Raw genomic sequence first — 24,277 nt, 5'->3', positions numbered from 1 at the left:
TGTTCCAGTTTCTATACCAAGTATTATATTAGCACTAAATGGTAATATTTCAAGCGTTTCCACGAATTTTAACAGTCCCCGGGAGCACCCGCATTTGCTTCGGTTCTAAACGATGATCCGCAGCCGCATGACAGGCTTGCATTCGGATTTTCAATCGTGAAGCCGCCGCCGATAAGCGACTGTTTAAAGTCAATTACAGTACCGTCTACAACAGGCAGGTCCATCTTGGCTACAAGCATTTTCACACCGTGGTATTCAAACACTTCATCTTTGTCTGTAGCTTCGCTTTCTGCAGCCATACCGTAAGTTAAACCGGTACAGCCTCCGCCCTGTATTTTAAATCGCAGGAAACCATCTGCCATGTCATTTGCTTCCAGCATATCTTTTACTTCGTATGCTGCACTTTCAGTCAGTGTTACCGATGACATATAAATCACTCCTGTTCTTAATACTTTGTTACATAATTCTCAATATCCTAATTATACTACACGTAAAACATTAGCACCAACGATGAGTTCACTCATCTAATGCCTGATTATTTTTGTCTATCCGCTTATAAGTTTTCTCAAGCAGCTGCTCACTGTTTTTTGCAGCTACGATTTCCCCGTCTACGAGAACAAAATAACTTTTACTGCACAAACCGCAATTGTTTGTGCATTCATAATCGACGACATCGATTCCCGGATTTCCATCCAGCTGAGCATACACATCGTGAGTTCCTTTTTGCATATTGGCGTTACAAAACTCGACAATTGTATACATTGGTCATTCTCCTCACCTATATAAATAAAAAAACTAGAGACGGCACGTCTCTAGTTGCGATTTAAAACACTTGTTCGATCTCAACAAAACCTGGTACTTCTTCTAGAAGTGCACGTTCGATACCGGCTTTAAGTGTAATCGTTGAACTTGGGCATGTTCCGCAAGCTCCAAGAAGTCTGAGCTTCACAATACCGTCTTCAACATCTACGAGTTCAACGTCTCCGCCGTCACGCAGAAGGAATGGACGTAATTTATCTAATACTTCTTCAACTTGTTCGTACATAGTATCCTGACTTACTGCCATATGAGTTCACTCCAATCAATTTATGAGCATTACTTTGTATACACTATATTATAATAGAAATACACTTAAAAATCCATCATTTGAAAGTCCTATTTTTACGTCAGCAGAAGCCCTCTCATTGTCAATGTTCTTGCAAACATTACCGTCATCACTGCAAGTATTATATCTTTAATTAAAAACGGCACGACTGCTGCCATTAATATTTCCACAAGTGTCATCGGCGTGCCGATTACAGCGTTCATAATAAATGAAAAGTAAACGACACCGCATATGAATATTGCACACATACCGAGAATCGTAAAAGTCATCATGCGCACGGGCTGAGTGTTGCCGCCCATCGCTGTAATTACGACACCCGGTATAAATCCTAGCACAAAGCCGAACGACGGCGACACGAAGGCGCCCGGTCCTCCGGCACCGGCAAATACAGGAATACCGATCAGGCCGATAAATATGTATGCTGTAACTGTTATCAACCCGAGCTTTCTGCCGAGAAGCAGTCCTGCAAGCAGCACCATCGGCACCTGCAATGTAAAAGGAATAGGCCCGAGCGATATTCTGAGCTGTGCGCCGACGGCAATAAGCGCAGTAAACAATGCGGCAAAAACGAGGTGTTTGGTTTTCATATTGTTACTCCAGTCTGTTTGATTATTTACATCATAACAGAAAAAAACGCTCGTGTTAACCGTAATTTATTTACGGTTAACACGAGCGTCAGGTGAATTATAACTGCCAGTCCAGAAGTGTATCCACCGTATGGGACGGCGGTACATTTTTCATCATGACTTCTCTTTTTGTATGCACGCCTGTGCCGACGTGAATGGTATAGAGTCCGCCGTTAATGCCTGTCAGTATATCTGTGTCGTAATTATCCCCGACCATCGCCACATCGTCAGCTGACATATTCAGCCGCTTCAGTGCACCGTCCAAAATATAACGGTTCGGCTTTCCTGTAATGAGCGGCTCAACACCTGTAACTTCGCTGATCAGTTTAACGAAAGAACCGTTTCCCGGTGAAAAACCGAAATCCGTTTTAATCTTTATATCCGGATTGGTTGCCAAAAAACGCGCACCTGTCTGTATCAGTCGGCACGCAGTTGTAATTTTTTCAAACGTAATCGATGTATCAAGCCCCATTACAACAGCATCCGGTGCAGAATCATTCAGCGTAATTGTACCGCCCTCTGTCAGCGTATCACGAAAACTGTCCGTGCCGATTAAATACACGGACGGTGCATCAAACTCCGCTTCGAGATACGTTTTCATCGCTTGAGCTGACGTATAAATATGATTTTCTGTCGTCGTAAATCCCATACTCACAAACTTCCCGAGAATTTCCGACGGACGTCTCGTCGCATTATTCGTTAAAAATAAGTACGGAATACCGGCCGTGTTCAGCCGGTCAATAAAATCGACGGCACCGTCGATAACAGCATCGCCGTTAAACATCGTGCCGTCGAGATCTATTAAATATCCTTTATACATCCGACTCTCCGCTGAATGCAGTGACCGCCTGCGGGTCATTTTTATAAAAATGTTCGATGCTCGCTTTAAAGTTTTTATACGCACTGATGTTTTTCTTAAACTCCGCACGCATTGCTTCATGTTTGATTGATTGGTAGTTTCTTGTCAGCTCTTTTCTCCAGACGAACGTGCTTTTAAATTTTTCGGCATCTTCTGCATCGATTACTTTTTCCTGTGCGAGAATATCCATAACATCCTGATAGTTTCCCGGGTCTCTTAATATAAATGCATCGATAATCATATTGCCGACATCCACAGTCGCTTCAATGAGCATATGACATGCTCTTTCGAGCGCGAGTTCATTGCCGGTATCAATAGTTTCAGCCAGTCCCTCAATATAGTCGAGACGCGTGTTTAAAAGGTTTTTATCTACAAAATACATTTCTACACCCCATCATTATTATTCACTCTTATCATATCATAAACAAAAAAGACCGTGTCCTAAGACCCGGCCTCTTCATTAACTTCTTCAGTTGGTTCCGGAACAGACTTTTCAGCCTGTTCTTTTAATTCCTGTTTCGAAACTTTTCTTAAGATAAAGTACGCACAGCCGAAGTTGCAGTATTCATTTAAATACTCTTCGATCGCATTAACCCGTTTATCCGGCTCAACTTTGCGTTTTGAATTTTTATAAAATCCGGCAAGCCTCAGTTTTTCATAACCGACATCGCCGACAATATAATCATACTTATTCAGCAGTTCACTGTACTTTTCAATAAACACTTTTTCATCAAATGCATCGCGGTAATTTTCCACGAGCTCAAAGTTCATATGATCAATTGTAATCACAGAAGCACACCCTTTAATCAGACTGATACTTCTATAATATCACAATAATTACCATTATGCGTTCTGTTTAGCGACCGGACGGTAGATAAATTTAACGATCACAAACACGATTAACAGTCCTCCGAGTACTCCGAGCAGACCGTACATAACACTCGTTGTCAGACCGAGAATAACGAAACCGGCAAGTGCGATTAATGCACTGATTACCGAGTACGGCAGCTGCGTCATAACGTGAACGATGTGGTCACTGCCGGAACCTGTCGATGACAGAATCGTCGAATCGGAAATCGGTGAACAGTGGTCCCCGAATACCGCTCCTGCAAGTACAGCTGCGACAGTCGGCAGTAACAGCTCCGTTTCACCAAGTGAAATAATGATTTCACCCGCTACCGGAATAAGAATACCGAATGAACCCCAGCTCGTTCCTGTTGCCATTGCCATAATACATGCAACGATAAAAATAACAGCCGGCAGCAGCGCAACAGAAAGACTTGAATTCTCAACCATTGTACCGAGCAGTTCTCCTGTACCAAGTTCACTGATCAGTCCGCCGATCATCCATGCGAATGTTAATACCAGCATCGCCGGGAACATCGCAAGGAAACCTGTTTTGATTCCAAGCAGAATGTGTCTGCCGCTGAAATCATTATCATTTTTCGTATGTTTGAAGTAGTAGACAAGCGTCAGGACAAGGCCGACAATTCCACCAATTAACAGCGCATGTGTAATCAGCGTGTTTTCCATGACTGTGAAGACGCTCCAGTCCCCGCCTTCCATTGCGCCTGTAATGTACATTGCAACTATAACAGTCAGTGCGAGAGCAACAATCGGCACGATTAATGCACTTGCACCCGATCCTTCATGAACCGGCAGGTCTTCATCCTGCTCAGCAAACTCCGGAACTTTGTCACGCAGAACACCTTCGTTAATCGCTAAATCTTCCTGTTTTCTCATCGGACCGATATCGAATTTAAAGATAATAACGATAAACATCATAACGACTGCTGCGATGACATAGAAGTTCATCGGTACCATATACATAAAACTCTGGAATGGTGAAATGTGCGTCATGCCGGCACCGATTAACAGCGGTGCTGTCAGACCCATAATTCCCGCACCCCAGCTGGATACCGGCGCCATTACTGCAACCGGTGATGCTGTCGTATCGACAAGATAAGCGAGTTTTGCTCTTGAAATATTATATTTGTCAGTAATCGGCTTTGCCACCTGACCGACAATTAATGCACTGAAATAGTCATCGATAAACACGATAATCCCGAGCAGTCCCGTTACGAGACCTGCACCGCGGCGGGATTTAACTTTAGTCAGTGCCCAGTTTGTGAATGCACGCGCACCGCCTGACATATTCATAAATGCCGTCATAATCCCAAGAAGTGTTAAGAATATTAATATGTATGCATTCCACGTGTTCAGACCGCCGTCTTCAATAAAGATTGCCAGAAATGAATCGATAATCAGTGTGAAAAATTCACCGAACCGGCCATTCGCAATGACAAATGCCGATGTAATAATTCCTGCCCCTAAACTGATTCCCACTTTTCTCGTAATAATGACGAGCAGCAGCGTAAGCAGCGGCGGGATTAAAGGCATGTATTCCCAATTTAAAAATGCTTCCATGTTTCTTCCTCCTAGTTTTTTTCAATAAAAAAAATCACAAATACGCTAACAGTGCACGCATTTATGATTTACCTATTAAATGTAGCGCATCATGTTACTGACAGTGCCCAGCCTGTTAAACTGAACCCCAGAATATATACCTGCCGGTATCATTCTTCGGCACTTTCCCCTTTTAAGTATCTTTTAAACGCATGCCTGCTAAAATACTTTACTCTTGAAAAGTGCAACCTCTACTTTTATTTATTCAATTGTTATTCATTATAGCATATCCATACCGGAAATGACTACAGTTCATCGAGATAGTTTTTAACAATGTCCCGGAGAAGGTCCGGCATAATATAGTCTTTTTTCGAGTATCTGAACTGCGGAAATATTCTGCCGAACGTATACATATCAAGTGTTCCAAGCTTATACTTCTTCTGGTCTTCGATCAGTTTTCCGCCGATATAATACTCCCTTTCCGACTGGATATACTGAATATTATTCGTGACAAAACAACCGAAAATATCGCCGCGGAACCCGAGTCCCCGGACAATTTCATCTTTATACTCGTGCCGGGCGGCCTGGGTAAAAATCTCTTTCATCTCGCGTCCGGTCAACTCTATCTGCACAGCGTTAATTGCATGCGGCAGCACTTTATGAAGTGAATACTCAGTCAGCTCTCCGCCGTCAAACGGGCTCGCAATCAGACCGGTATGAATCAGACCGGCATCACTGTCTGTAAAATCTTTCAGAATGTAGGCAAGCAGCGAACTGAATTTCCCCGCCGAATACAATCTCCGGTCGATCGGCAGCGCATCTTCTTTTATGACCGTATTTTTAAGTATCGCCTTGCCTTTATTGTAATAATCATTCTCCACCTGTGATAAAATGTCGGATTCAATCAGTGCGGCTTTCTTCCCGACGAGTGACCGGCCGTCGAATTCGAGCGTCACTTCACCGATATATTCACCGTATCTGCCTGCTGCAGCCAGCAGTACACCGTTCACCCGGTCACCATGTTCGAAATGATGATGCGTATGGGATGACAGTATTAAATCGATTTCAGGAAATTTGTTCGCCAGCGTTTCATCATCGTACATGCCGAGATGGCTCATCATTACAACCGCATCCACCTGAGGCTTTAATTCGTGCAGGTATTTTTCAATCCAGTCAAAAGCATCCGCCACTTCCCAGTCGAGCGCCAGGTAAAACGGGGTGAATTCAACCGTCGCAGCAATAAAGCCAATATTCACGCCGTTGATTTCCTTAATCGTATACGGTTTAAAATAAGGCTCCCCGGAACCGACTTCGCGAAGGTTCGCACAGATCACATCAAAGTCCGCTTCGTCATATAAATGTTTCAGCTGCTCTTTTGTAAGGGTAATGCCTTCGTTATTGCCAAGCGTTGCCACATCACATGTTGCATCGTTTAACAAATCGATATTACCTTTTCCGAGTGTCGCTTCTGTATATGGATGCGAACGGTCCACATGGTCGCCGATATCCACATAGAACATATTATCTATGTACTGGCGTCTTTTATTTTTAATGAAGCTCGTAAACTTCATATAGTTATGTAATGCACTGTGTATATCATTCGTGTGATAAATTTTCACTTCCATACGAGCACTCCTTAAAGAATTGTTTGTAAGATTAAATACACACCCAGCATAAACAGAACGGTGCGGAGTATAACAACCAGGCCGTCCGAACTGAAGCGCTGGTTAATTTTCACACCGATATTCGCTCCGATTACAGCTGCCGGAACGAGCATCAGTATATACATGTACACGACGTTATTCTGCAGCACGTGACCGAAGGCTGACGACACACCGGAGAAAAAGACCATCATCATGCTCGTACCGATGGCAATAGTCGGCGGCATACGGAATACCATCAACATTAACGGCGTCATCAGAACACCCCCGCCAATACCGAACAGGCCGGTAACAAAGCCGACCATAAACGTAATTACAATACCGAGATAAGGTGGGAAACCGTAATGATACACATTTCCCATGTTATCGCGGTGAGGTTTTAAATATTTTGGATTCTGGAATACTTTCATCGGCTTAATTTTATTTCTCACTACAAGAAGAATACTGATAAAAATTAAAAACATACCGAAATAGAGGTTAAAACTGTCCACGGTAAACAAACTGCTGGCGTATGATCCGGCGAATGCCCCCGGCATCAGACCAATCAGAAACAGTATGCCGTTTTCCCTGTCCACCTGCTTGTTCCGGGCATAGGAAATCATTGCGCTCATGCCGGTAAAAATAAGCAGCATGCTCGACGTACCGACAGCTGTCTGCGGCGTGATGGCCGGCAGAAGCCCGAGTGTCAGCCCGAAGAACATCAATGCGGGAACGACAATAACACCCCCGCCGATACCGACGAGCGAGCCCAGTACAGAAGATAGAAAACCAATCAGTATTAGCACGATAAATTCCATGAACCTCAGCCCCTTAGAAAAGTTTCAGCTGCTTTGGCGCAAGTCCGCTGTATTCGATATTAAGCATGCTGATTAACTGTTTTGCATTGCCAGCCGCGTGACCCCCTGAGTTATTGTTAAAGACGATATAGATATCTTTCGTTTTATGCTGTAATATGCCGATCTGTTTTTGTAACCACTCGAGTTCCTGTCTGTTATAATCATATAAATAACGGACATCCCGCCACTCTTCGGACGTTCTGTTCTGCTGTGTCCAGCCGTGAACATTACGGCCGTGCAGCCGGATAAACGCAGTATTATCGGTGATCCGGTTAACGAACGGTACCGAACCGATACCGGCCTGCGGTTCATCACAAATACTGTGAATGACGCCGCTGTCGTGAAGAAACGACAATGTATCTTCTTTATATTCGTCGCTGAACCACGTCTGATTGCGGAACTCGACCGCCACTTTGAACGGTTTCAAAAGCTCCGTTGCAAATTTTACATAGCGGATATTTTTACTGGTGCAGTCAAGCCACGGCGGGAACTGCAAAAGTACAAATGCAAGCTTGTTTCTCTCATACATAGGCAACAGCATCTCTTTATATGCATCGAAGACATCACGTATGGAATCATAATGTTCCCTGTAGTCGCTGTGCCCTGTCATAAACTGATGGGCCTTGACTGCGAACTTAAACGTGTCAGGTGTCTGATCGCACCATTTTTCTATTGTTGACTGGCGCTGTACTGCATAGTATGTTGAATCAAGTTCAACGATTGGAAAATGCGAAGCGTATGTAATTAATTTATCTTTTTTATTTGAAAGTTCGGTGTACAGCGAGTCGTGGTCGCCCCACCCTGTCAGTCCTATATAAATCATTAAATCACCTTACTTCATTTTAGCACATTTACATTGGAGGATATGAATGATGGAGATTATTGAGTTTAAAAATGTCAGTCACCGGGATATACTGCATAACATTTCCGGTTATTTCCGTGAAAATAAAATCACGACATTTATCGGTCCGAGCGGCGCCGGGAAAACAACATGCCTGAAACATATTAACGGTCTCCTGTCTCCCGCTTCCGGCGATGTATTTTACCGCGGAGAAAACATCAACGACGCCGATATCGTGAAACTCAGAAAGAAAGCCGGCATGGCATTTCAAAGTGCACCGATGCTTTCCGGTACTGTTTACGATAATTTAAATCTGCCGCTTAAAATATTTAACAAAGAACTGGAACAAGACCGTGCCATTGAACTGCTCGGTATGGTCGAACTCGACGGGAGTTTTCTCGAACGTAAAGTCAGTACGCTCTCCGGCGGTGAAAAAAGCCGTATTGCCTTAGCCCGGACGTTTGTGTCAAAACCGGAAGTGCTGCTGCTGGATGAAATTACATCGAGCCTCGACTATACACTTGTCCGGGAAATTGAACGTCTTGTCCAAAAACTGCAGCAGGAACATAACCTCACGGTTATCTGGATTACACACGACCTCGCACAGGCCGAACGCGTCAGTGATGATATATGGTTCTTACACCGCGGCGAACTGCTGCTGCAGGGCCCGATTGACACACTGTACAGTTCGGATAATACAATTATACAGCAATTTTTAAGGGGGGAACGCTGATGGGTTTTCAGGAACTGCTGCTCTCCGGCATTTTTGTTATTATTCCACTCGTCATTGCCGTCGTACTGAAGCTCGGTCTGACTAAAGATATTGTCATAGCTTCCGTCCGTTCCATCATACAGTTGCTGATTGTCGGTATGATACTGACACTTGTATTCGACAGCAGCAGCAGTATTTATATGATATTAATGATTATCGTCATGATTGCTGCTGCGAGCCAGAATGTTATTCAAAAAGGGACGCGCATTCCCGGCATTAAATGGATTATTATTTTAACGCTGACGGCTGTTGAAGTGGTTTCCATGGTGATAATGCTGTTGACCGGTATTCTGGACTTTGTCCCTGAACAGATTATTCCGATCAGCGGAATGATTATCGGCAACTGTATGGTTCTTTCACTCCTGTTCGTCAGTAAATTTACCGATGAACTTGAAAACAGCGAAGAAATGATTGAATTGATTCTGTCGTTCGGCGGTGAACCGAAAGATGCTGTTGCCCGGAGCTTAAAATCAGCAATACAGACGAGTATGATTCCGACGATAGAGTCCCAGAAAACAATTGGGCTGGTCCAGCTGCCAGGAATGATGAGCGGTCTCATCATCGGCGGTGCCGCACCGATGGAAGCGGTCATATATCAGCTCTTAATTCTGTTTCTTCTGCTGACAAGCGCGACTGTCGCTTCTGTCATGATCGGTTATTTATCTTATCCCAAACTGTTTAACAGCCGTCTGCAGTATACGGGGTTAAAAAATGAGTAAAGGCAGGACTGCTATGAGAAATTCTCTTCATATTAAAGGATTAATTTTTGTTGTTATCGGCGCCTCACTATGGGGAATCGGCGGCACAGCCTCCGACTTTATTTTTACAACGACACCGGTCGATGTAAACTGGTACGTTACAGCCAGACTGACAATCAGCGGTATTATCTTATTATCTATATACACTTTATTTTTCCGCCGGAAACATCGAACTGTCTGGAATAAACATACCGTGCTGATGTTCGCCATCTACTCCATCTTCGGAATGACGATGGTACAATACACGTTTATGGCTGCAATCGGCTTCGGCAACGCGGCCATTGCGACTGTACTTCAATGTACGGGGCCGATTTATATTATTCTGTATGCGGTGATGAAAAAGTACAGACCGTGGACGAAAGCAGAAGCTCTGATTATTGCTGCAATGATTGCCGGGGTGATTCTGATTGCGACAAATGGCAATATTACCGCACTTGCCGTCTCACCTCTTGCACTGATCTTCGGACTGGCATCCGGCGTTGCACTTGCATATTACACACTTCATGCCCCCGTGCTGCTGCAGGTCGTTCATCCGCTTCAGCTCGTCGGAGGTTCAATGCTGACCGGCGGTATTCTGATGAACTTCGTCCATCCGATCTGGATGTTTGATTTTTCATTCGACTGGACTGCCTTGCAGATTATTGTTTTAATCTTGTCCATACTGCTCGGTACAACTCTCGCGTTCTATCTGTATATTACAAGCATGAAATATATCAGCTCCACAGAAGCCGGTATACTCGGACTGCTGGAACCTGTATCGGCGGTACTGACTTCGGTTGTCCTGTTGAATGTCGGGCTTGGACTGTACCAGTTCGCCGGTATTATACTGATTCTCGGTGTCGGGGTATTTATCAGTACAAGAAAAGCCGAAACCTCATAAAAAAATCTGTTCCCGCGATGGGAACAGATTTTTTTGTTATATTATTTAGTTTCAAGTACAGCATCTGTAACAAGTTCATCCGACGAAACCTTTTTCTTCGTCCAAAGATTCTCAAGTTCCTCAAGCGTTTTACCTTTCGTTTCAGGAAGGAATTTCCATACGAACAGTCCGGAAAGAACACACATCAGACCGTAGAAACCGTATGTCATCGCTCCGCTGACTTCCATCATATACGGATAGAATGAAGTAATGGTAAAGTTTGCAAGCCATTGTACAGCAACTGCAATCGCCATAGCGCCGCCTCTGATTCTGTTAGGGAATATTTCCGATAATACAACCCATGTAATTGGTCCCCAGCTCATCATGAATGAAGCTGTGAAAATAACGATAAAGATCAGTGTGGATATACCGATGATGTTAAATCCGGCAAGCAGGCTGACCCCGCCCATACCGATTGCCATCCCGATAGAACCGATAATAAGAAGTGGTTTTCTTCCAATTTTATCTACATATCTGATTGCAACAAGTGTGAATATTACGTTGACAAGACCCATTACTACAGTCTGCACCATCGATGCATCAGCACCTGCGCCAAGATCTTCAAAGATTCTCGGTGCGTAGTAAAGTGCTACGTTGATACCGATAAACTGCTGGAAAATTGACACCATAATACCAACAAAAATCACTTTTTTACCGAATGAAAACAGTGGTGTTTTCTTAACGTTTTTCTCAAGGTTACGCGTTTTAATAATATCTGCAAGTACTTTTCTCGAATGGTCTGCCGAATGATAAATTCTGTTCAGCACAGCCATCGCTTTGTCATCCTGCTTGTTAAGTGCAAGGTATCTCGGCGTTTCAGGTACTGCAAACAGCAGCACGAAGAACAGAAGTGCCGGCACTGCCTCTGTCAGGAACATATATCTCCAGCCCATCGTTTCGATCCACGTTGCCGATTCTCCAAAGGCGATACCGTAGTTTACAAAGTATACTACAAGCATACCGAAGATGATTGCGAATTGATTCCATGATACAAGCCTTCCGCGAATACCTGACGGGGCCATTTCACCGATAAACATCGGTGTAACAGCCGATGCCAGTCCGACACCGATACCGCCAAGTACACGGTAAATGTTAAACATGATTAAAAGTCCGAGACTCGCTTCCCCGACTTCGAAAAACAGAAGTTCAGGATATGCTGAAAGCAATGCTGAAGCTGCAAGTAATACAGCAGCAAGCTGAAGAGATCTCTTTCTTCCGAGTTTCCCTGCAATTTTACCTGACAGCAATCCCCCGATAACACACCCGATTAATGCACTCGATACAGTGACTCCGTGTATGAATGAATTATAATCGGCAGTTATGTACTTTTGGAGGGATTGTTCTGCACCGGATATAACAGCTGTGTCATATCCAAACAGTAATCCTCCAAGTGTTGCTATTAACGTCATAGTGATTAAAAACTTCACATTATAATGTGGCCCCATCACATGACACCCCCAAAGTTTTATTTAAATTCCAATAGTTTTGCTGTAAGCCCCTGCGTCTTCTCATAAACTTCTCTGTATAATTCAAATAACTTTCTGTACTGTTCTTTGTTTTCAGCAATTGGAGTGAATGTCTCTTTGTAATCAATCCATTTCTCAGTAATTACCGAGAAATCTGCGAACCATTCTTCACCTACAGCTGCGATCATTGCCGCCCCGTAGGCAGGTCCCTGTTCTTCAGTACGTGTCATAATTTCAGCATCGAAAATATCAGCCTGCATCTGAAGCCATTGACGGTTCCCTGCGCCGCCTCCGATAGATACAATTTTACTGATTTCCTTGCCGTTTTTACGCATGATTTCAATGCTCTCATTAAGTGAGAATGTAATTCCCTCAATAACTGCTCTCTTCATATCTGCAGTATTTGTGTTCGCATCGAGACCGATAAAGCTCCCGCGGATTTCCGCATCGTTATGCGGCGTTCTTTCACCGAGAAGGAACGGCGTGTATAACAGCCCTTTTGCTCCAAGTGGTGAAGTTTCTGCGTCTTCCATAAATTCCGCGAATGTCTGCTCATCAGCAAGTGTTTTCTTCAGCCATGCAAGACTGTAGCCTGCCGACAGCGTTACGCCCATTACGTAGTTCTGACCGCTGACACAATGATTAAAGTAATGTACCGAGCCGTCATTTTGGAAATCGTCTTCTTCCTCAGAAGACAGAACAACACCTGATGTACCGATACTTACAAGCTGTCTGGATGAGTCGGTAATTCCCGCACCGAGAGCACCGCAGGCATTGTCCGCCCCGCCCTGGTAAAGTGTGATTTCCTGCTCAAGATTAAACAGCTCTTTGTCCAGTACACCCGATTTGCCATGTGACGGAATTACTTCGGGACAGATTTTTTTATCTATTCCAAGCTGCTCCATCAATGTTTCAGACCATTCACCTTTTTTCACATCGAACATTACCGTTCCTGCTGCATCAGAAGGTTCTGCATAAACATTACCTGTCAGACGGTAGATGACGTAGTCTTTCGGCATCATAAACTTGTCGATCTTCGCATAGTTTTCAGGTTCATACTTTTTAACCCACATCAGTTTCGACAGTGTGAATCCTTCGAGTACCGTGTTCTGAACCTGACCAAGCAGATTATCGAGACCGATATTCTCAATGATTTCCTTACACTCTTCTGATGTTCTCGTATCATTCCACAGAATTGCAGGTCTGATAACTTCACCGTCTTTGTCGACGATTACAAGACCGTGCATCTGTCCGGAAAAGCTGATACCCGTCACTTTACTGCCGTATTCAGTCCCGAGCAGACGCCCGAGACTTCCTGCTGCAGCTTCGTACCATTCTTCGGGATTCATTTCACTGTATCCCGTTTTCTCATGTACAGTATCGTATTTAACTTTGTCGCTTTTGACGACTTCTCCGTCACTGCTGACTATAATACTCTTCAGTCCGCTCGTTCCGATATCAATGCCAATTACGTATTCCAATATTAGACACCTCTGTTGATATTAAGAATATACTGGTTGATTTGTGATTTCACAAGTTCAAGGTGATCTGATTTGTTAGTGATTTCGCTGTTTTCCAGTGCATAGGCTTCAAGTTCTTCAAGGCTTGTTTCACCTTCAACAATCTTCTGACCGATACCTTCAGTGTAAGATTTGTATTTTTCATCGACGATATTTTCAAAGAAGTTATCTTCGATCATTTTATGTGCAACGCGCAGACCAAGTGCAAATGCATCCATACCTGCGATATGAGTGTGAATCAGATCTTCCTGTGCGAATGAAGTACGTCTAGGTTTCGCATCGAAGTTCAGGCCGCCTTTATCAAGTCCGCCGTTTTTAAGAATTTCATACATTGCCATAGTAGTTTCATACACATCTGTCGGGAACTCATCTGTATCCCATCCTAATAATGGGTGACCCTGGTTGGCATCCACCGAACCAAGCATATCGTTGTCACGGGCATAACGAAGTTCGTGCTGGAACGAGTGACCCGCTAATGTTGCGTGGTTTGCTTCGATGTTGAATTTGAAAACATCATCAAGTCCATGCTTCTGTAAGAATGCATGTCCGCTTTCCACGTCGAAGTCATACTGGTGAGATGTCGGTTCTTTCGGTTTAGGTTCGATCAGGAACTGACCTTCAAAGCCGATTTTCTCTGCATATGCTTTAGCAAGTTTGAAGAAACGTGCCAGGTTATCTGTTTCAAGTTTCATATCCGTGTTCAGCAGGCTTTCGTAACCTTCACGTCCGCCCCAGAATACGTAGCTGCTTGCGCCCAGTTCTTTAGCGATATCAAGCTGTTTTTTAACTTTAGCTGCTGCGTACGCAAATACGTCTGCGTTTGAAGAAGAAGCAGCACCGAGAACGAAACGTTCGTGTGAGAAGTTGTTTGCTGTGTTCCACAGAAGTTTCTTGTTTGTTTCAGCCATTTTCTCTTTAATAAGTGCAACGATTTCATCAAGGTTTTCGTTAGTTTCCTTTAAGTCCTTACCTTCAGGTGCAATATCTGCATCGTGGAAGCAGAAATAGTCAACGTTCAGAATTTCAAGAAGCTCGAACATCGCTTCAACTCTTGCTTTAGCTCTGTCCATTCCATCAAGGTGATCCCAGTTACGTACTGCAGTACCGCCGCCGAACGGGTCAGAAAGGTCTTCAGTGAATGTGTGCCAGTAAGCAACACTGAATTTCATATGGTCTTTCATAGTCTTTCCGCCGATTACTTCTTCCGGGTTAAAATATTTAAAACTTAAAGGATTCGTTGAATACGGTCCTTCATAGTTAATTTGTTTCTGATTAAAATAAGTCATTCCTGTTCCTCCTGAAAATACTTTGTTTATTGGTTAAACAAAGAATACAGGTAATTGAAACCGGTGTCAAACTAAATTTGAAATTTGTGCTATACTTTTAAGAAATCTCATCAAACAGACACAGGAGAGCGCAATGAATAAAAGTATAGTTAATCAGCAAAGCATCAAACAATTCAATACGAATAAAATTCTGAAACTGCTCACGTCGACTGAGATGATATCAAGAGCACAGCTCGCAAAACAGACCGGTCTGAACAAAGCGACGGTATCAAAGATTACAGACGAACTGCTTAATGAGAACCTGATAATCGACCTCGGCTACGGCATGTCGAGCGGCGGACGAAAACCAAAACTGCTTAAATTTAATCCGGATGCAAAATATATTGCCGGCATTAAAATCGGCGGCAGCGATATATACTTTACGGTAATGAACCTGCATCTTGAGGCCGTATTTACAGAACGGATTGAAATCGACAACAGTGATACGGCTGTTATAGCAAAACTGCTCCAAAAATCATTTAATCAGGCTCTCAAAGAACTGAATATCAGTTCCGATATTATTATCGAAGTTGCCGTTGCGGTACCTGCCACTGTCACTCTGGAAGGTATGATAATACACGCACCGAACATCGGCTGGAAAAACATTGATTTGTCAGAGGAATTTAAAGATGTGTTTAACGGTATTCCGATAAACACATTTAACGAAGCGAACGCCGGTGCCCTCGGTGCACTTCACCACATATCAGATCCGGAGAATACGAATCTCGTATATGTCAGTGCCGGCATCGGTATCGGTACAGGTATTATTATCTCGGGGAATCTCTATCGCGGAAAAATGGGACTGGCCGGTGAATTCGGTCACAACGTTATCGTGGAGAACGGCAGACAATGCCATTGCGGAAGAAAAGGATGCTGGGAAAGATATGCCTCCGAACAGGCATTTTACGACTCTCTTGAAAAAAAGGGGCTGAAGATGGACAAGAGCATAACAAAGGTCCTGGAAGAGCTGGATAACCGCAATCCCGCTGCACTTGATGCGATGAACGAGTTATCGTCATACATGAATATCGGTCTTGAGAACGTTGCCCGTGCAATGAGTCCGGATTATATTATTATCGGCAATAAGCTGAGACATTTTAAAGAGCATCTGGACATCCACGATGATATTCAGGGATCCAAAGTGTTATTTATAGATAAAGACAGTCATACAACTATAGAAGGTATGGGGTTTGTTATTGCGAGAAAATACCTTTACCGCGACCGCTACGAAAATAATCGTTTAAAAAGAACAGGACAAAAATCTTCAGAAAATAATTTGATTTAAGTAATATAAATTAAATCCGTACGTCAGACTTCCCCGGAAAATCTGATGTACGGATTATTTATTTTAAATATACTTATGTCTCAGACTTTTTATTCCCGTGAAAAACTGAATACTGTTTCGTGTTTATACGGTACGCCCGCTTCTATTCTGACTTCCTGATTTAAAGAAATGTTTAATGCTGCAGGCGTACATTGTGTTTCAACGCAAAAACCGGCATATTTTTGCGCCTTTCTGTCTTTAAGCCGGATTCTTTCATCCATGTTGTTCCCTGTATAAAGAATCGTTCCCGGAAAAGTTGTCGATACTTTCATCTTCCGGCCGCTGTTTATATCAGTAATTACAGCTGACTTATCGTCTTCATCAAAAATAAAGTAGTGATCAAATCCGCCGTTTGCGATTTTAATCTGTTCGTCATCGCTCTTAAACACTTCACTGAACAGACGCCCATCACTCAAATCAAACAGCCCTTCAGCCGGTTCAACATGAGTTGGAATCAGTGATTCATTCATTTTCAGCCAGCTTTTTGCACTGCTTTGAATGACATGGTTTTCTGCAGATTCTTCCGGTGAGCTGCTGAGATTGAAATAGGTATGATTCGTCGGAACAGCAACAGTTGCCGATTCCGCAGTCACTTCGTATTCAAGTTTCAGTTCGTTATTATCGGACAGACTGTAAACGACTTTAAACAGCGGACAGCCCGGGTACTCATTTCCCATCCGGTATTTAAAAATAACTTTATCGTCTTTAATGGAACTGCCCCAAATTTTGTTATACGGGTTAACATCACCGCTGTGAAGCATATTTGTTCCCTCATTCGGAGTAAATGAATATGTTTCATCATCAATTGAAAATGATGCATTCTCCACTCTGCCGGCAACCGGCACAATAACAGCGCCGAGAAAATGATCATTACTTAAATACTCGTCAAGCGATTCATATTTCAGTACGACATTAGTGAAGTCACCATTACTGTCAGGTACATTTATTTCTGTAATACTGCAGCCGGCATTAATTACGCTGACAGTCATACCGTTATTATTTTTAAGTATATATTCTACTATTCCTTTCTCATGTTCTTTATATGTCACACTCACAAAAACATCCCCTGTCATCTATCTTTATATAATGATTTAAAGTTTAGCATATTTTTATCAAGCAGATAAAAATATTTATATAATAAAAATCTCCTCCTAAAGCCTGGCTTTAAGAGGAGACTGTTTTATATTATTTTACTGCCAGCGTTTGTTTTAAATCGGTTTCAACAGCATCCCACAGTTCCGGAGATGTTTTGAACTTCTCTTTCATTTCTTTCTTCGCTGCTGTAAATGCCGCGTCGTATTCGTCAGTACCTTTTTCAGGCATATCTTTCATAATATCTTTTTGAATAACTGCAGTCATCGGTGCACGCGGTCCCCATACTGCCGCTTCTTTTTCTTCGTTATCAATTGCGATAACTTTAGGAATTACTTTATTCCCGTTTGTAAGATAGGCATTAATTAATTCTTCGTTATCATCTCTAAGTGAGACTTTCACATCAATTCCTGCTTCTTCAGCAAGCTTGAACAGAACCGGAATGTTCAGCATGCAGTGACCGCACCACGGCTCTGCGATAATGAGCAGCTTAATATCGCTGTTTTTAAAAGCGTCAAAGTCGCTGTCCTTTGTAACTGTATGTTCGTCATAGATCTTATCGAATCCTTCTTTTAGATCTGTGAGCTTTTCACGATACTCATCCGGCGTTAAAGCGATGTCGTAAAATACTTTTATGTTCTCCATTAATCTCCCTGCCTTTATAAGTTGTTAGTTCTATTATAAGTCTTCCCGGGTAAATCATACAAATATTAAATACCTTTCCTTCATTACAACAATAAAAAAATGGACAGCGCATGCTGTCCATCAATCGTTTTACTGTAAGTTGATCAGTGTCGCAACGACTAATGCTGCCGCTGCAATAATTAACCATATAATTACTAATTTCCAAACGAACTTCACCCATTTAATATACGGAATACCTGCAACTGCAAGCACACCCATTAACGATGCCGATGTCGGAATAATACTGTTTGTGATTGCATCACCATACTGATAAGCCAGGACCGCGACCTGTCTCGGAATATTTTGCAGATCCGAGAGCGGAACCATTACAGGCATCGTCGTCATCGCCTGACCAGAACCTGACGGAATAAAGAAGTTGATAATTACCTGTACGGCAAGCATGCCGAGAGCAGTTAGTGAATTAGGAATATAATCCAATACTGAACTCATGCTGTAAATAATCGTGTCAATAATCAGACCCGATTCAAGCACTACAAGAATTGCTCTCGCAAACCCGACGATAATTGCGCCGTATACGACAATTTTCATGCCGTCGATAAATGCATCGAATATTGCATTCAGCTTCAGTCCGCCAACGAACCCGATAATAATACCTACTGCGAAGAAATTGGCTGCAAGTTCTGTCAGGAACCAGCCGTGAACGAAAATACCGTATACGTTAATCGCAATTGTCAGTGCAAATAATATAACGATAACAATGTGACGTTTTGTCAGCTTTTTATACTCAATTTCGCCTTCGACGAAGTTCAGCTGACCATTTTGACTTTCATTATAAACAATACTGCGTGTTGGATCTTTTTTGACCTTTTTAGCATAACTCATTACGTAAAGTATTCCCGCTGTCAGTACTGCAAGATAAACTACCGTTCTGAATCCCCATCCCGAGAATATAGGCAGTTCAGCAATACCGTGCGCAATACCGACTGTGAACGGATTAAACATACCGCCGACAAAGCCGGCAGCTGCACCAAGTGTCACCATCGCAGTACCGACTAATGCATCGTAGCCCAATGCTACAGCAAGCATAATACCAATCGGCACGAAAATAATTGTCTCCTCAGCCATTCCCGTCGTAAAACCGAGAATTGAGAATACCGTCATAATAACCGGAATTAAAAGCATTTCATTCTTTTGTACATTATTCATTACTTTTTGAATGATTGCTTCAATAGCCCCTGTTGCACGGATTACCCCGAACGCTCCACCGATAAGGAATATGTAGAAAATAATAGATGAAGCTTCATTCAATCCTGTCGGAATTGCCATAACCAGCTCCATAAATGATACCGGACTCTGTTCAACGCCATGGAAACTTCCGCTGACCACCTCTACTCTGTCATCAACTTCCTGCCTGTCAAACTCACCTGCAGGAATTATGTAGCTGAGTGCTGCTCCTAAAATTACAATGAACAGCAGTATCGCATATGTATGCGGAAACTTCTGACTGATGTCTTTAGTGCTCTTCCCTTTTACGTTAGTACTTTCTCCCAATATAATCACCCCTGAAATTATACTTAAATATATACCCTGTAAAACAAAAAATACTCTTATTAATTGAATATTTTTAATAATACATTACATTGCAGTAAAATACAAAAAACCGTCACATTTGCATGTGACGGTTTTGAATATATAAAATATATTAACCGATTGATCCTTCCATCTCGAAGCTGATTAAACGGTTCATTTCCACCGCATATTCCATCGGCAGTTCTTTTGTGAATGGTTCGATGAAGCCCATAACGATCATTTCTGTCGCTTCTTCTTCACCAAGTCCACGGCTCATCAGGTAGAATAACTGCTCTTCTGATACTTTCGAAACTTTCGCTTCGTGTTCAAGAGAGATGTTATCATTTAAAATTTCGTTGTATGGAATCGTATCTGAAGTCGATTCGTTATCCATAATTAACGTGTCACATTCGATGTTTGAACGTGCACCCTGAGCTTTACGGCCAAAGTGTACTACACCGCGGTAAGATACTTTACCGCCGCCTTTAGCGATTGATTTGGAAACAATTGTTGAGGATGTATTCGGCGCAAGGTGAACCATCTTGGCACCGGCATCCTGTAATTGTCCTTTACCAGCTAAAGCGATTGATAATGTCATACCGCGTGCACCTTCACCTTTAAGGAAGATAGACGGGTACTTCATAGTAATTTTCGAACCGATGTTACCGTCAACCCATTCCATAGTTCCGTTTTCATCAACGAAAGTACGTTTAGTTACGAGGTTGTATACGTTGTTAGCCCAGTTTTGGATTGTAGTGTAACGGCAGTATGCATCACGCTTAACGATAATTTCTACTACAGCAGAGTGCAGTGAGTTTGTCGTGTAAGTCGGTGCTGTACAACCTTCAACGTAGTGAACGCTTGAACCTTCATCACAGATGATTAAAGTACGCTCAAACTGACCCATGTTTTCAGAGTTGATACGGAAGTATGCCTGTAACGGTGTATCAAGCTTAACTCCCGGCGGGCAGTAAATGAATGATCCGCCCGACCATACAGCCGAGTTTAATGCAGAGAACTTGTTATCAGAATACGGCACTACTTTACCAAAGTGCTCTTTGAACAGTTCTTCGTTTTCTCTGAGTGCAGAGTCAGTATCCTTAAAGATAACACCTTTATCTTCAAGATCCTGCTCCATGTTGTGGTAAACAACTTCAGACTCATACTGTGCAGAAACCCCTGCCAGATACTTCTGTTCAGCTTCAGGAATACCCAGTTTGTCAAACGTACGTTTGATTTCCTCAGGTACTTCATCCCATGAACGTTCTGTCTGTTCAGACGGTTTTACGTAGTACGTAATTTCATCGAAATCAAGTTCCGATAAATCTCCGCCCCATAAAGGCATTGGTCTGTCATAGAAGTGCTGCAGAGATTTAAGACGGTAGTCCAGCATCCACTGCGGCTCTTCTTTCATTTTAGATATTTCACGGACGATTTCGTCAGTTAATCCTCTGTCAGAACGGAAAATAGAAACGTCCTTATCGTGGAAACCATATTTGTAATCGCCAATATCCGGTGCTTGCTTAACCATATATGATCGCTCCTCAATACTAAATTTTATTCGGATTCCTTGAATCCTTTTTCCAGTGCTTTCCAAGTGAGTGTTGCACATTTAATGCGTGCAGGGAATTGGCTGACTCCCTGAAGCGCTTCAATATCGCCCATATCTTCAGTGATATGGAAATCCTCACCAAGCATCATATTCGAAAACTCAGCAGCCATTTCTAATGCTCTGTCTGCAGGCTGATTCATGATAGCTTCTGTCATCATAGATGCGCTGGACATGGAAATTGAGCAGCCTTCTCCTTGAAACTTAACATCTTTAATGATGCCCGCTTCAACGTTCAATGTGAGCTGAATCTCATCACCGCAAGTCGGGTTATTCATTTCAACTGTCATCGAACCATCTTCAATAACACCTTTATTACGCGGGTTTTTGTAGTGGTCCATTATTACTGAGCGATACAGCTGATTCAGGTTGTTAAAATTCATATGAGAAAAACTCCTTCGTTTTTTCCAGACTTTCAATAAACTGATCGATTTCCTCGATCGTGTTGTATATATAGAAACTTGCTCTTGCTGTCGACGATGCCTTGCACCACTTCATCAGCGGCTGTGCGCAATGATGTCCGGCGCGAACGGCAATCCCTTCTGAATCCAGCGCAGTTGCCAGATCATGCGGGTGCACACCTTCGAGGTTGAAAGTTATCAGACCGGCACGCTGGTCCTTGCCGGGACCGTAAATTTCAATTCCCTCAATTGCAGACATTTTGTCATAAGCATATGCGACAAGTTCTTTCTCATGCTGATAAATATTATCGATACCGAGTTCGTTAATATAATCGATTGCTGCGTTCAAACCGACAGCTTCGGCAATCATCGGCGTACCCGCTTCAAACTTCACAGGTAAGTCCGTCCATGTCGATTCGGTTTTATAAACATAATCGATCATATCTCCACCGTATTCAATCGGCTCCATTTTATCAAGCAACTCAGCTTTGCCGTATAAAATACCGATACCTGTAGGCCCGAGCATTTTATGTCCGCTGAATGCGTAGAAATCGACGTCAAGATCCTGAACGTCCACCGCCATGTGAGGTACAGCCTGTGCACCGTCGACAGAAATATACGCATCATGCGCGTGGGCAATCTCTGCAATTGACTTAATATCATTTACAGTGCCGAGTACGTTGGATACGTGTGTAATCGCAACGATTTTAGTTTTGGCGCTTATCGCATCTTTCACGCTGTCTAGTGCAATTGTGCCGTTTTCTTCCAACGGAATAAAGACAAGTTTTGCACCTTTGCGTTTGGCAAGTTCCTGCCACGGTACGATATTGGCGTGGTGTTCCATTTCGTTAACGACAATTTCGTCGCCGCTTTCAATAACGAGGTCACCGAAACTGCGGGCAACCAGGTTGATTGCCGCTGTAGTTCCGCGTGTATAAACGATTTCTTCAAAGCGTTTTGCATTAATAAAACTGCGTACGTTCATACGAGCTTTTTCATATGCATCTGTCGCTTTCGTTCCGAGTGTGTGCACACCGCGGTGAACGTTCGAGTTATACTCTCTGTAATAGTCGTTCATTGCCTCGATTACTTTTAATGGTGTCTGACTCGTTGCTGATGTATCTAAATATATGAGGTCTTTTCCGTTTACCTGTTCTCCAAGTATCGGGAAATCCTGACGTATTTTATTTATATCCATGCGTCAGAGCCCTCCCTTCCTTAAGATAATACCTTAAGCTCGATAATCTCTTTGAGTTGTTTTCTTACTGATTCAATCGGTAATGCTTTAACTACCGGGTCCAGGAAACCGTGAATAACAAGACGCTCTGCTTCACGCTTCTCGATACCGCGGCTCATCAGGTAGAAGAGCTGCAGTTCGTCAACACGTCCGACTGATGCTGCGTGTCCTGCTGTAACGTCATCTTCATCGATTAGAAGAATCGGGTTCGCATCACCGCGTGCTTTTTCACTCAGCATAAGAATACGTGATTCCTGCTGTGCGTCAGCTCTTGTTGCACCGTGCTTGATATAGCCGATACCGTTAAAGATGCTCGTTGCGCTGTCTTTCATTACACCGTGTTTAAGAATGTGTGCATTCGAGTCTTTACCGTAGTGGATAATCTGCGTAGTAAAGTTTGCTTTCGTTTCACCGCGTCCAACAGTTACGATTTTAAGATCTGATTCAGAACGGTCTCCGTTCAGGTAAGTTGTGTTGTCGTAAATGATGTTTGAATCGTTCATCAGGCCTAGAGCCCAGTCGATGTTTGCATCATCAGAAGCAACACCGCGACGGTTAACGTATCCAGTCATTTCCTTCGGCAGGAAGTCTACAGAGCCGTAAGTTACTTTGGAGTTGTTTAACGCGATAACCTCAGAAACGATGTTAAGTTTCTCTGTTGATGATTCAAGATTAGTGAAGTAGTTTTCAACATACGTCACTTCAGAACCTTCGTCTGCTACTAACAGAACATGGTTGAATAATGAAGCTTCTTTGTCGTCATGAAGCACTACCATCTGGATTGGATCTTCAATGTGTACGTCTTTAGGCACGTAGATGAAAACTCCGCCGTTTAACAACGCAGCATGGTAAGCTGTCAGTTTGTTCTCATCAATTTTAACGCCTTCAGTCATAAAGTACTTCTCAAGAAGTTCAGGATGATTGTCTGCTGCGTCAATGATGTTTTCAACAATTACGCCTTTTGCTTTAAGCTTTTCGTCGATGCGAAGGAAAGCCGGTGTATTGTTGTGCTGTACATATATATTTTTACTGTTATCAAGGTCAATTAGCTCTTTAACACCTTCAGGAAGTTCGTCAAGAGAGTTATATGTGCTGCTCTCAACAACCGGTGAAGTAACGTTAAAGAAGTCCCATTTGTCTACCTTAGTCTTGTCAGGTTTAATCATGTCAAGACTATCAAATTTATCTACTGCTTCTTTTCTTTTACCGATAAGGAATTCAGACTCGCCTCTTGTGTTTGCTTCAGCAATAATCTCTTCCTTATTCAGTTCGAATGCATTTAATTCAGTAGCCATAGTGATCCTCC

Annotated in this window: 25 protein-coding genes and 1 riboswitch; of the genes, 4 read left to right on the top strand and 21 right to left on the bottom strand. The window is 42.9% G+C overall.

Annotated features, from left to right (window positions below; all coding sequences use genetic code 11):
- Positions 1 to 68: 68 nt before the first annotated feature.
- From RZ44_RS01310 to RZ44_RS01260, 11 genes are all read right to left on the bottom strand, one after another.
- Complete coding sequence (locus RZ44_RS01310; protein ID WP_035807620.1) at positions 69 to 428, bottom strand: HesB/IscA family protein; 360 nt, start codon at positions 426 to 428, stop codon at positions 69 to 71.
- A gap of 88 nt (positions 429 to 516) precedes the next feature.
- Complete coding sequence (locus tag RZ44_RS01305) at positions 517 to 762, bottom strand: YuzB family protein (protein ID WP_035807618.1); 246 nt, start codon at positions 760 to 762, stop codon at positions 517 to 519.
- A 61-nt stretch (positions 763 to 823) separates the two neighbouring features.
- Positions 824 to 1,066, bottom strand: coding sequence for a NifU family protein (locus RZ44_RS01300; RefSeq protein ID WP_026859969.1), 243 nt, complete (start codon positions 1,064 to 1,066; stop codon positions 824 to 826).
- A gap of 95 nt (positions 1,067 to 1,161) precedes the next feature.
- Positions 1,162 to 1,692 (bottom strand): biotin transporter BioY, encoded by a 531-nt coding sequence (locus RZ44_RS01295; protein ID WP_035807617.1) that lies wholly within the window; start codon positions 1,690 to 1,692, stop codon positions 1,162 to 1,164.
- A 97-nt stretch (positions 1,693 to 1,789) separates the two neighbouring features.
- Complete coding sequence (locus tag RZ44_RS01290; protein WP_035807615.1) at positions 1,790 to 2,551, bottom strand: TIGR01457 family HAD-type hydrolase; 762 nt, start codon at positions 2,549 to 2,551, stop codon at positions 1,790 to 1,792.
- Positions 2,544 to 2,972, bottom strand: coding sequence for a DUF86 domain-containing protein (locus tag RZ44_RS01285; protein ID WP_035807613.1), 429 nt, complete (start codon positions 2,970 to 2,972; stop codon positions 2,544 to 2,546). Before RZ44_RS01285 ends, RZ44_RS01290 begins: the two co-directional genes overlap by 8 nt.
- A 59-nt stretch (positions 2,973 to 3,031) precedes the next feature.
- Entirely contained in the window at positions 3,032 to 3,379 is a 348-nt protein-coding gene (locus RZ44_RS01280; RefSeq protein ID WP_035807610.1) for a YutD family protein, read from the bottom strand.
- A 54-nt stretch (positions 3,380 to 3,433) separates the two neighbouring features.
- Positions 3,434 to 5,017, bottom strand: a complete 1,584-nt coding sequence (locus RZ44_RS01275; protein WP_035807609.1) for a Na+/H+ antiporter NhaC family protein — start codon at positions 5,015 to 5,017, stop codon at positions 3,434 to 3,436.
- Between the two features lie 74 nt (positions 5,018 to 5,091).
- Positions 5,092 to 5,258: riboswitch (Lysine riboswitch) on the bottom strand.
- A 43-nt stretch (positions 5,259 to 5,301) separates the two neighbouring features.
- On the bottom strand, positions 5,302 to 6,621 hold the full coding sequence (locus RZ44_RS01270) for a bifunctional metallophosphatase/5'-nucleotidase (RefSeq protein WP_035807607.1): 1,320 nt from the start codon (positions 6,619 to 6,621) through the stop codon (positions 5,302 to 5,304).
- Positions 6,622 to 6,632: 11 nt separating this feature from the next.
- Positions 6,633 to 7,454, bottom strand: coding sequence for a sulfite exporter TauE/SafE family protein (locus tag RZ44_RS01265; protein ID WP_035807605.1), 822 nt, complete (start codon positions 7,452 to 7,454; stop codon positions 6,633 to 6,635).
- 13 nt (positions 7,455 to 7,467) lie between these two features.
- Positions 7,468 to 8,316 carry a DUF72 domain-containing protein gene (locus tag RZ44_RS01260; RefSeq protein WP_035807604.1) on the bottom strand — a complete coding sequence of 283 codons (849 nt, stop codon included), beginning with the start codon at positions 8,314 to 8,316 and terminating at the stop codon, positions 7,468 to 7,470.
- Between the two features lie 46 nt (positions 8,317 to 8,362).
- Between RZ44_RS01260 and RZ44_RS01255 the strand changes: the two genes are divergently transcribed.
- From RZ44_RS01255 to RZ44_RS01245, 3 genes are read left to right on the top strand one after another with little or no spacing between them, the layout of a single operon-like run.
- Positions 8,363 to 9,067 (top strand): ABC transporter ATP-binding protein, encoded by a 705-nt coding sequence (locus RZ44_RS01255; protein ID WP_231856236.1) that lies wholly within the window; start codon positions 8,363 to 8,365, stop codon positions 9,065 to 9,067.
- Positions 9,067 to 9,825: an ABC transporter permease gene (locus RZ44_RS01250; RefSeq protein ID WP_035807603.1), complete on the top strand. Its 759-nt coding sequence runs from the start codon at positions 9,067 to 9,069 to the stop codon at positions 9,823 to 9,825. Before RZ44_RS01255 ends, RZ44_RS01250 begins: the two co-directional genes overlap by 1 nt.
- Positions 9,818 to 10,744 carry a DMT family transporter gene (locus tag RZ44_RS01245; protein ID WP_052108717.1) on the top strand — a complete coding sequence of 309 codons (927 nt, stop codon included), beginning with the start codon at positions 9,818 to 9,820 and terminating at the stop codon, positions 10,742 to 10,744. The genes RZ44_RS01250 and RZ44_RS01245 overlap by 8 nt, the downstream gene beginning before the upstream one ends.
- A 41-nt stretch (positions 10,745 to 10,785) precedes the next feature.
- On the opposite strand, the gene xylE is transcribed toward RZ44_RS01245, so the two are convergent.
- From xylE to xylA, 3 genes are read right to left on the bottom strand one after another with little or no spacing between them, the layout of a single operon-like run.
- Complete coding sequence (xylE, locus tag RZ44_RS01240; RefSeq protein ID WP_035807601.1) at positions 10,786 to 12,228, bottom strand: D-xylose transporter XylE; 1,443 nt, start codon at positions 12,226 to 12,228, stop codon at positions 10,786 to 10,788.
- 20 nt (positions 12,229 to 12,248) lie between these two features.
- On the bottom strand, positions 12,249 to 13,730 hold the full coding sequence (xylB, locus tag RZ44_RS01235; RefSeq protein WP_035807599.1) for a xylulokinase: 1,482 nt from the start codon (positions 13,728 to 13,730) through the stop codon (positions 12,249 to 12,251).
- Between the two features lie 2 nt (positions 13,731 to 13,732).
- Positions 13,733 to 15,055, bottom strand: coding sequence for a xylose isomerase (gene xylA / locus RZ44_RS01230; protein ID WP_035807597.1), 1,323 nt, complete (start codon positions 15,053 to 15,055; stop codon positions 13,733 to 13,735).
- A gap of 133 nt (positions 15,056 to 15,188) precedes the next feature.
- Here xylA and RZ44_RS01225 point away from each other — a divergent pair, with 133 nt between their 5' ends.
- Positions 15,189 to 16,379, top strand: a complete 1,191-nt coding sequence (locus RZ44_RS01225; protein ID WP_035807594.1) for an ROK family transcriptional regulator — start codon at positions 15,189 to 15,191, stop codon at positions 16,377 to 16,379.
- A gap of 89 nt (positions 16,380 to 16,468) precedes the next feature.
- On the opposite strand, the gene RZ44_RS01220 is transcribed toward RZ44_RS01225, so the two are convergent.
- From RZ44_RS01220 to sufD, 7 genes are all read right to left on the bottom strand, one after another.
- Positions 16,469 to 17,473 (bottom strand): aldose epimerase family protein, encoded by a 1,005-nt coding sequence (locus tag RZ44_RS01220; protein ID WP_035807592.1) that lies wholly within the window; start codon positions 17,471 to 17,473, stop codon positions 16,469 to 16,471.
- A 130-nt stretch (positions 17,474 to 17,603) separates the two neighbouring features.
- Positions 17,604 to 18,155 carry a thioredoxin family protein gene (locus tag RZ44_RS01215; RefSeq protein ID WP_052108715.1) on the bottom strand — a complete coding sequence of 184 codons (552 nt, stop codon included), beginning with the start codon at positions 18,153 to 18,155 and terminating at the stop codon, positions 17,604 to 17,606.
- 129 nt (positions 18,156 to 18,284) lie between these two features.
- Positions 18,285 to 19,706, bottom strand: coding sequence for a YfcC family protein (locus RZ44_RS01210; protein ID WP_231856235.1), 1,422 nt, complete (start codon positions 19,704 to 19,706; stop codon positions 18,285 to 18,287).
- A gap of 151 nt (positions 19,707 to 19,857) precedes the next feature.
- Positions 19,858 to 21,255 carry a Fe-S cluster assembly protein SufB gene (sufB, locus tag RZ44_RS01205; protein ID WP_035807591.1) on the bottom strand — a complete coding sequence of 466 codons (1,398 nt, stop codon included), beginning with the start codon at positions 21,253 to 21,255 and terminating at the stop codon, positions 19,858 to 19,860.
- 26 nt (positions 21,256 to 21,281) lie between these two features.
- Positions 21,282 to 21,716, bottom strand: coding sequence for a Fe-S cluster assembly sulfur transfer protein SufU (sufU, locus tag RZ44_RS01200; protein WP_035807589.1), 435 nt, complete (start codon positions 21,714 to 21,716; stop codon positions 21,282 to 21,284).
- Positions 21,706 to 22,932, bottom strand: a complete 1,227-nt coding sequence (locus tag RZ44_RS01195) for an aminotransferase class V-fold PLP-dependent enzyme (protein WP_035807588.1) — start codon at positions 22,930 to 22,932, stop codon at positions 21,706 to 21,708. The genes sufU and RZ44_RS01195 overlap by 11 nt, the downstream gene beginning before the upstream one ends.
- Positions 22,933 to 22,952: 20 nt before the next feature.
- Positions 22,953 to 24,266, bottom strand: a complete 1,314-nt coding sequence (sufD, locus tag RZ44_RS01190) for a Fe-S cluster assembly protein SufD (RefSeq protein ID WP_035807586.1) — start codon at positions 24,264 to 24,266, stop codon at positions 22,953 to 22,955.
- Positions 24,267 to 24,277: the final 11 nt, after the last annotated feature.

It is taken from the genome of Jeotgalicoccus saudimassiliensis (assembly GCF_000756715.1).
GTDB lineage: Bacteria > Bacillota > Bacilli > Staphylococcales > Salinicoccaceae > Jeotgalicoccus > Jeotgalicoccus saudimassiliensis.
This window is presented reverse-complemented; position numbering and strand designations above follow the sequence as displayed.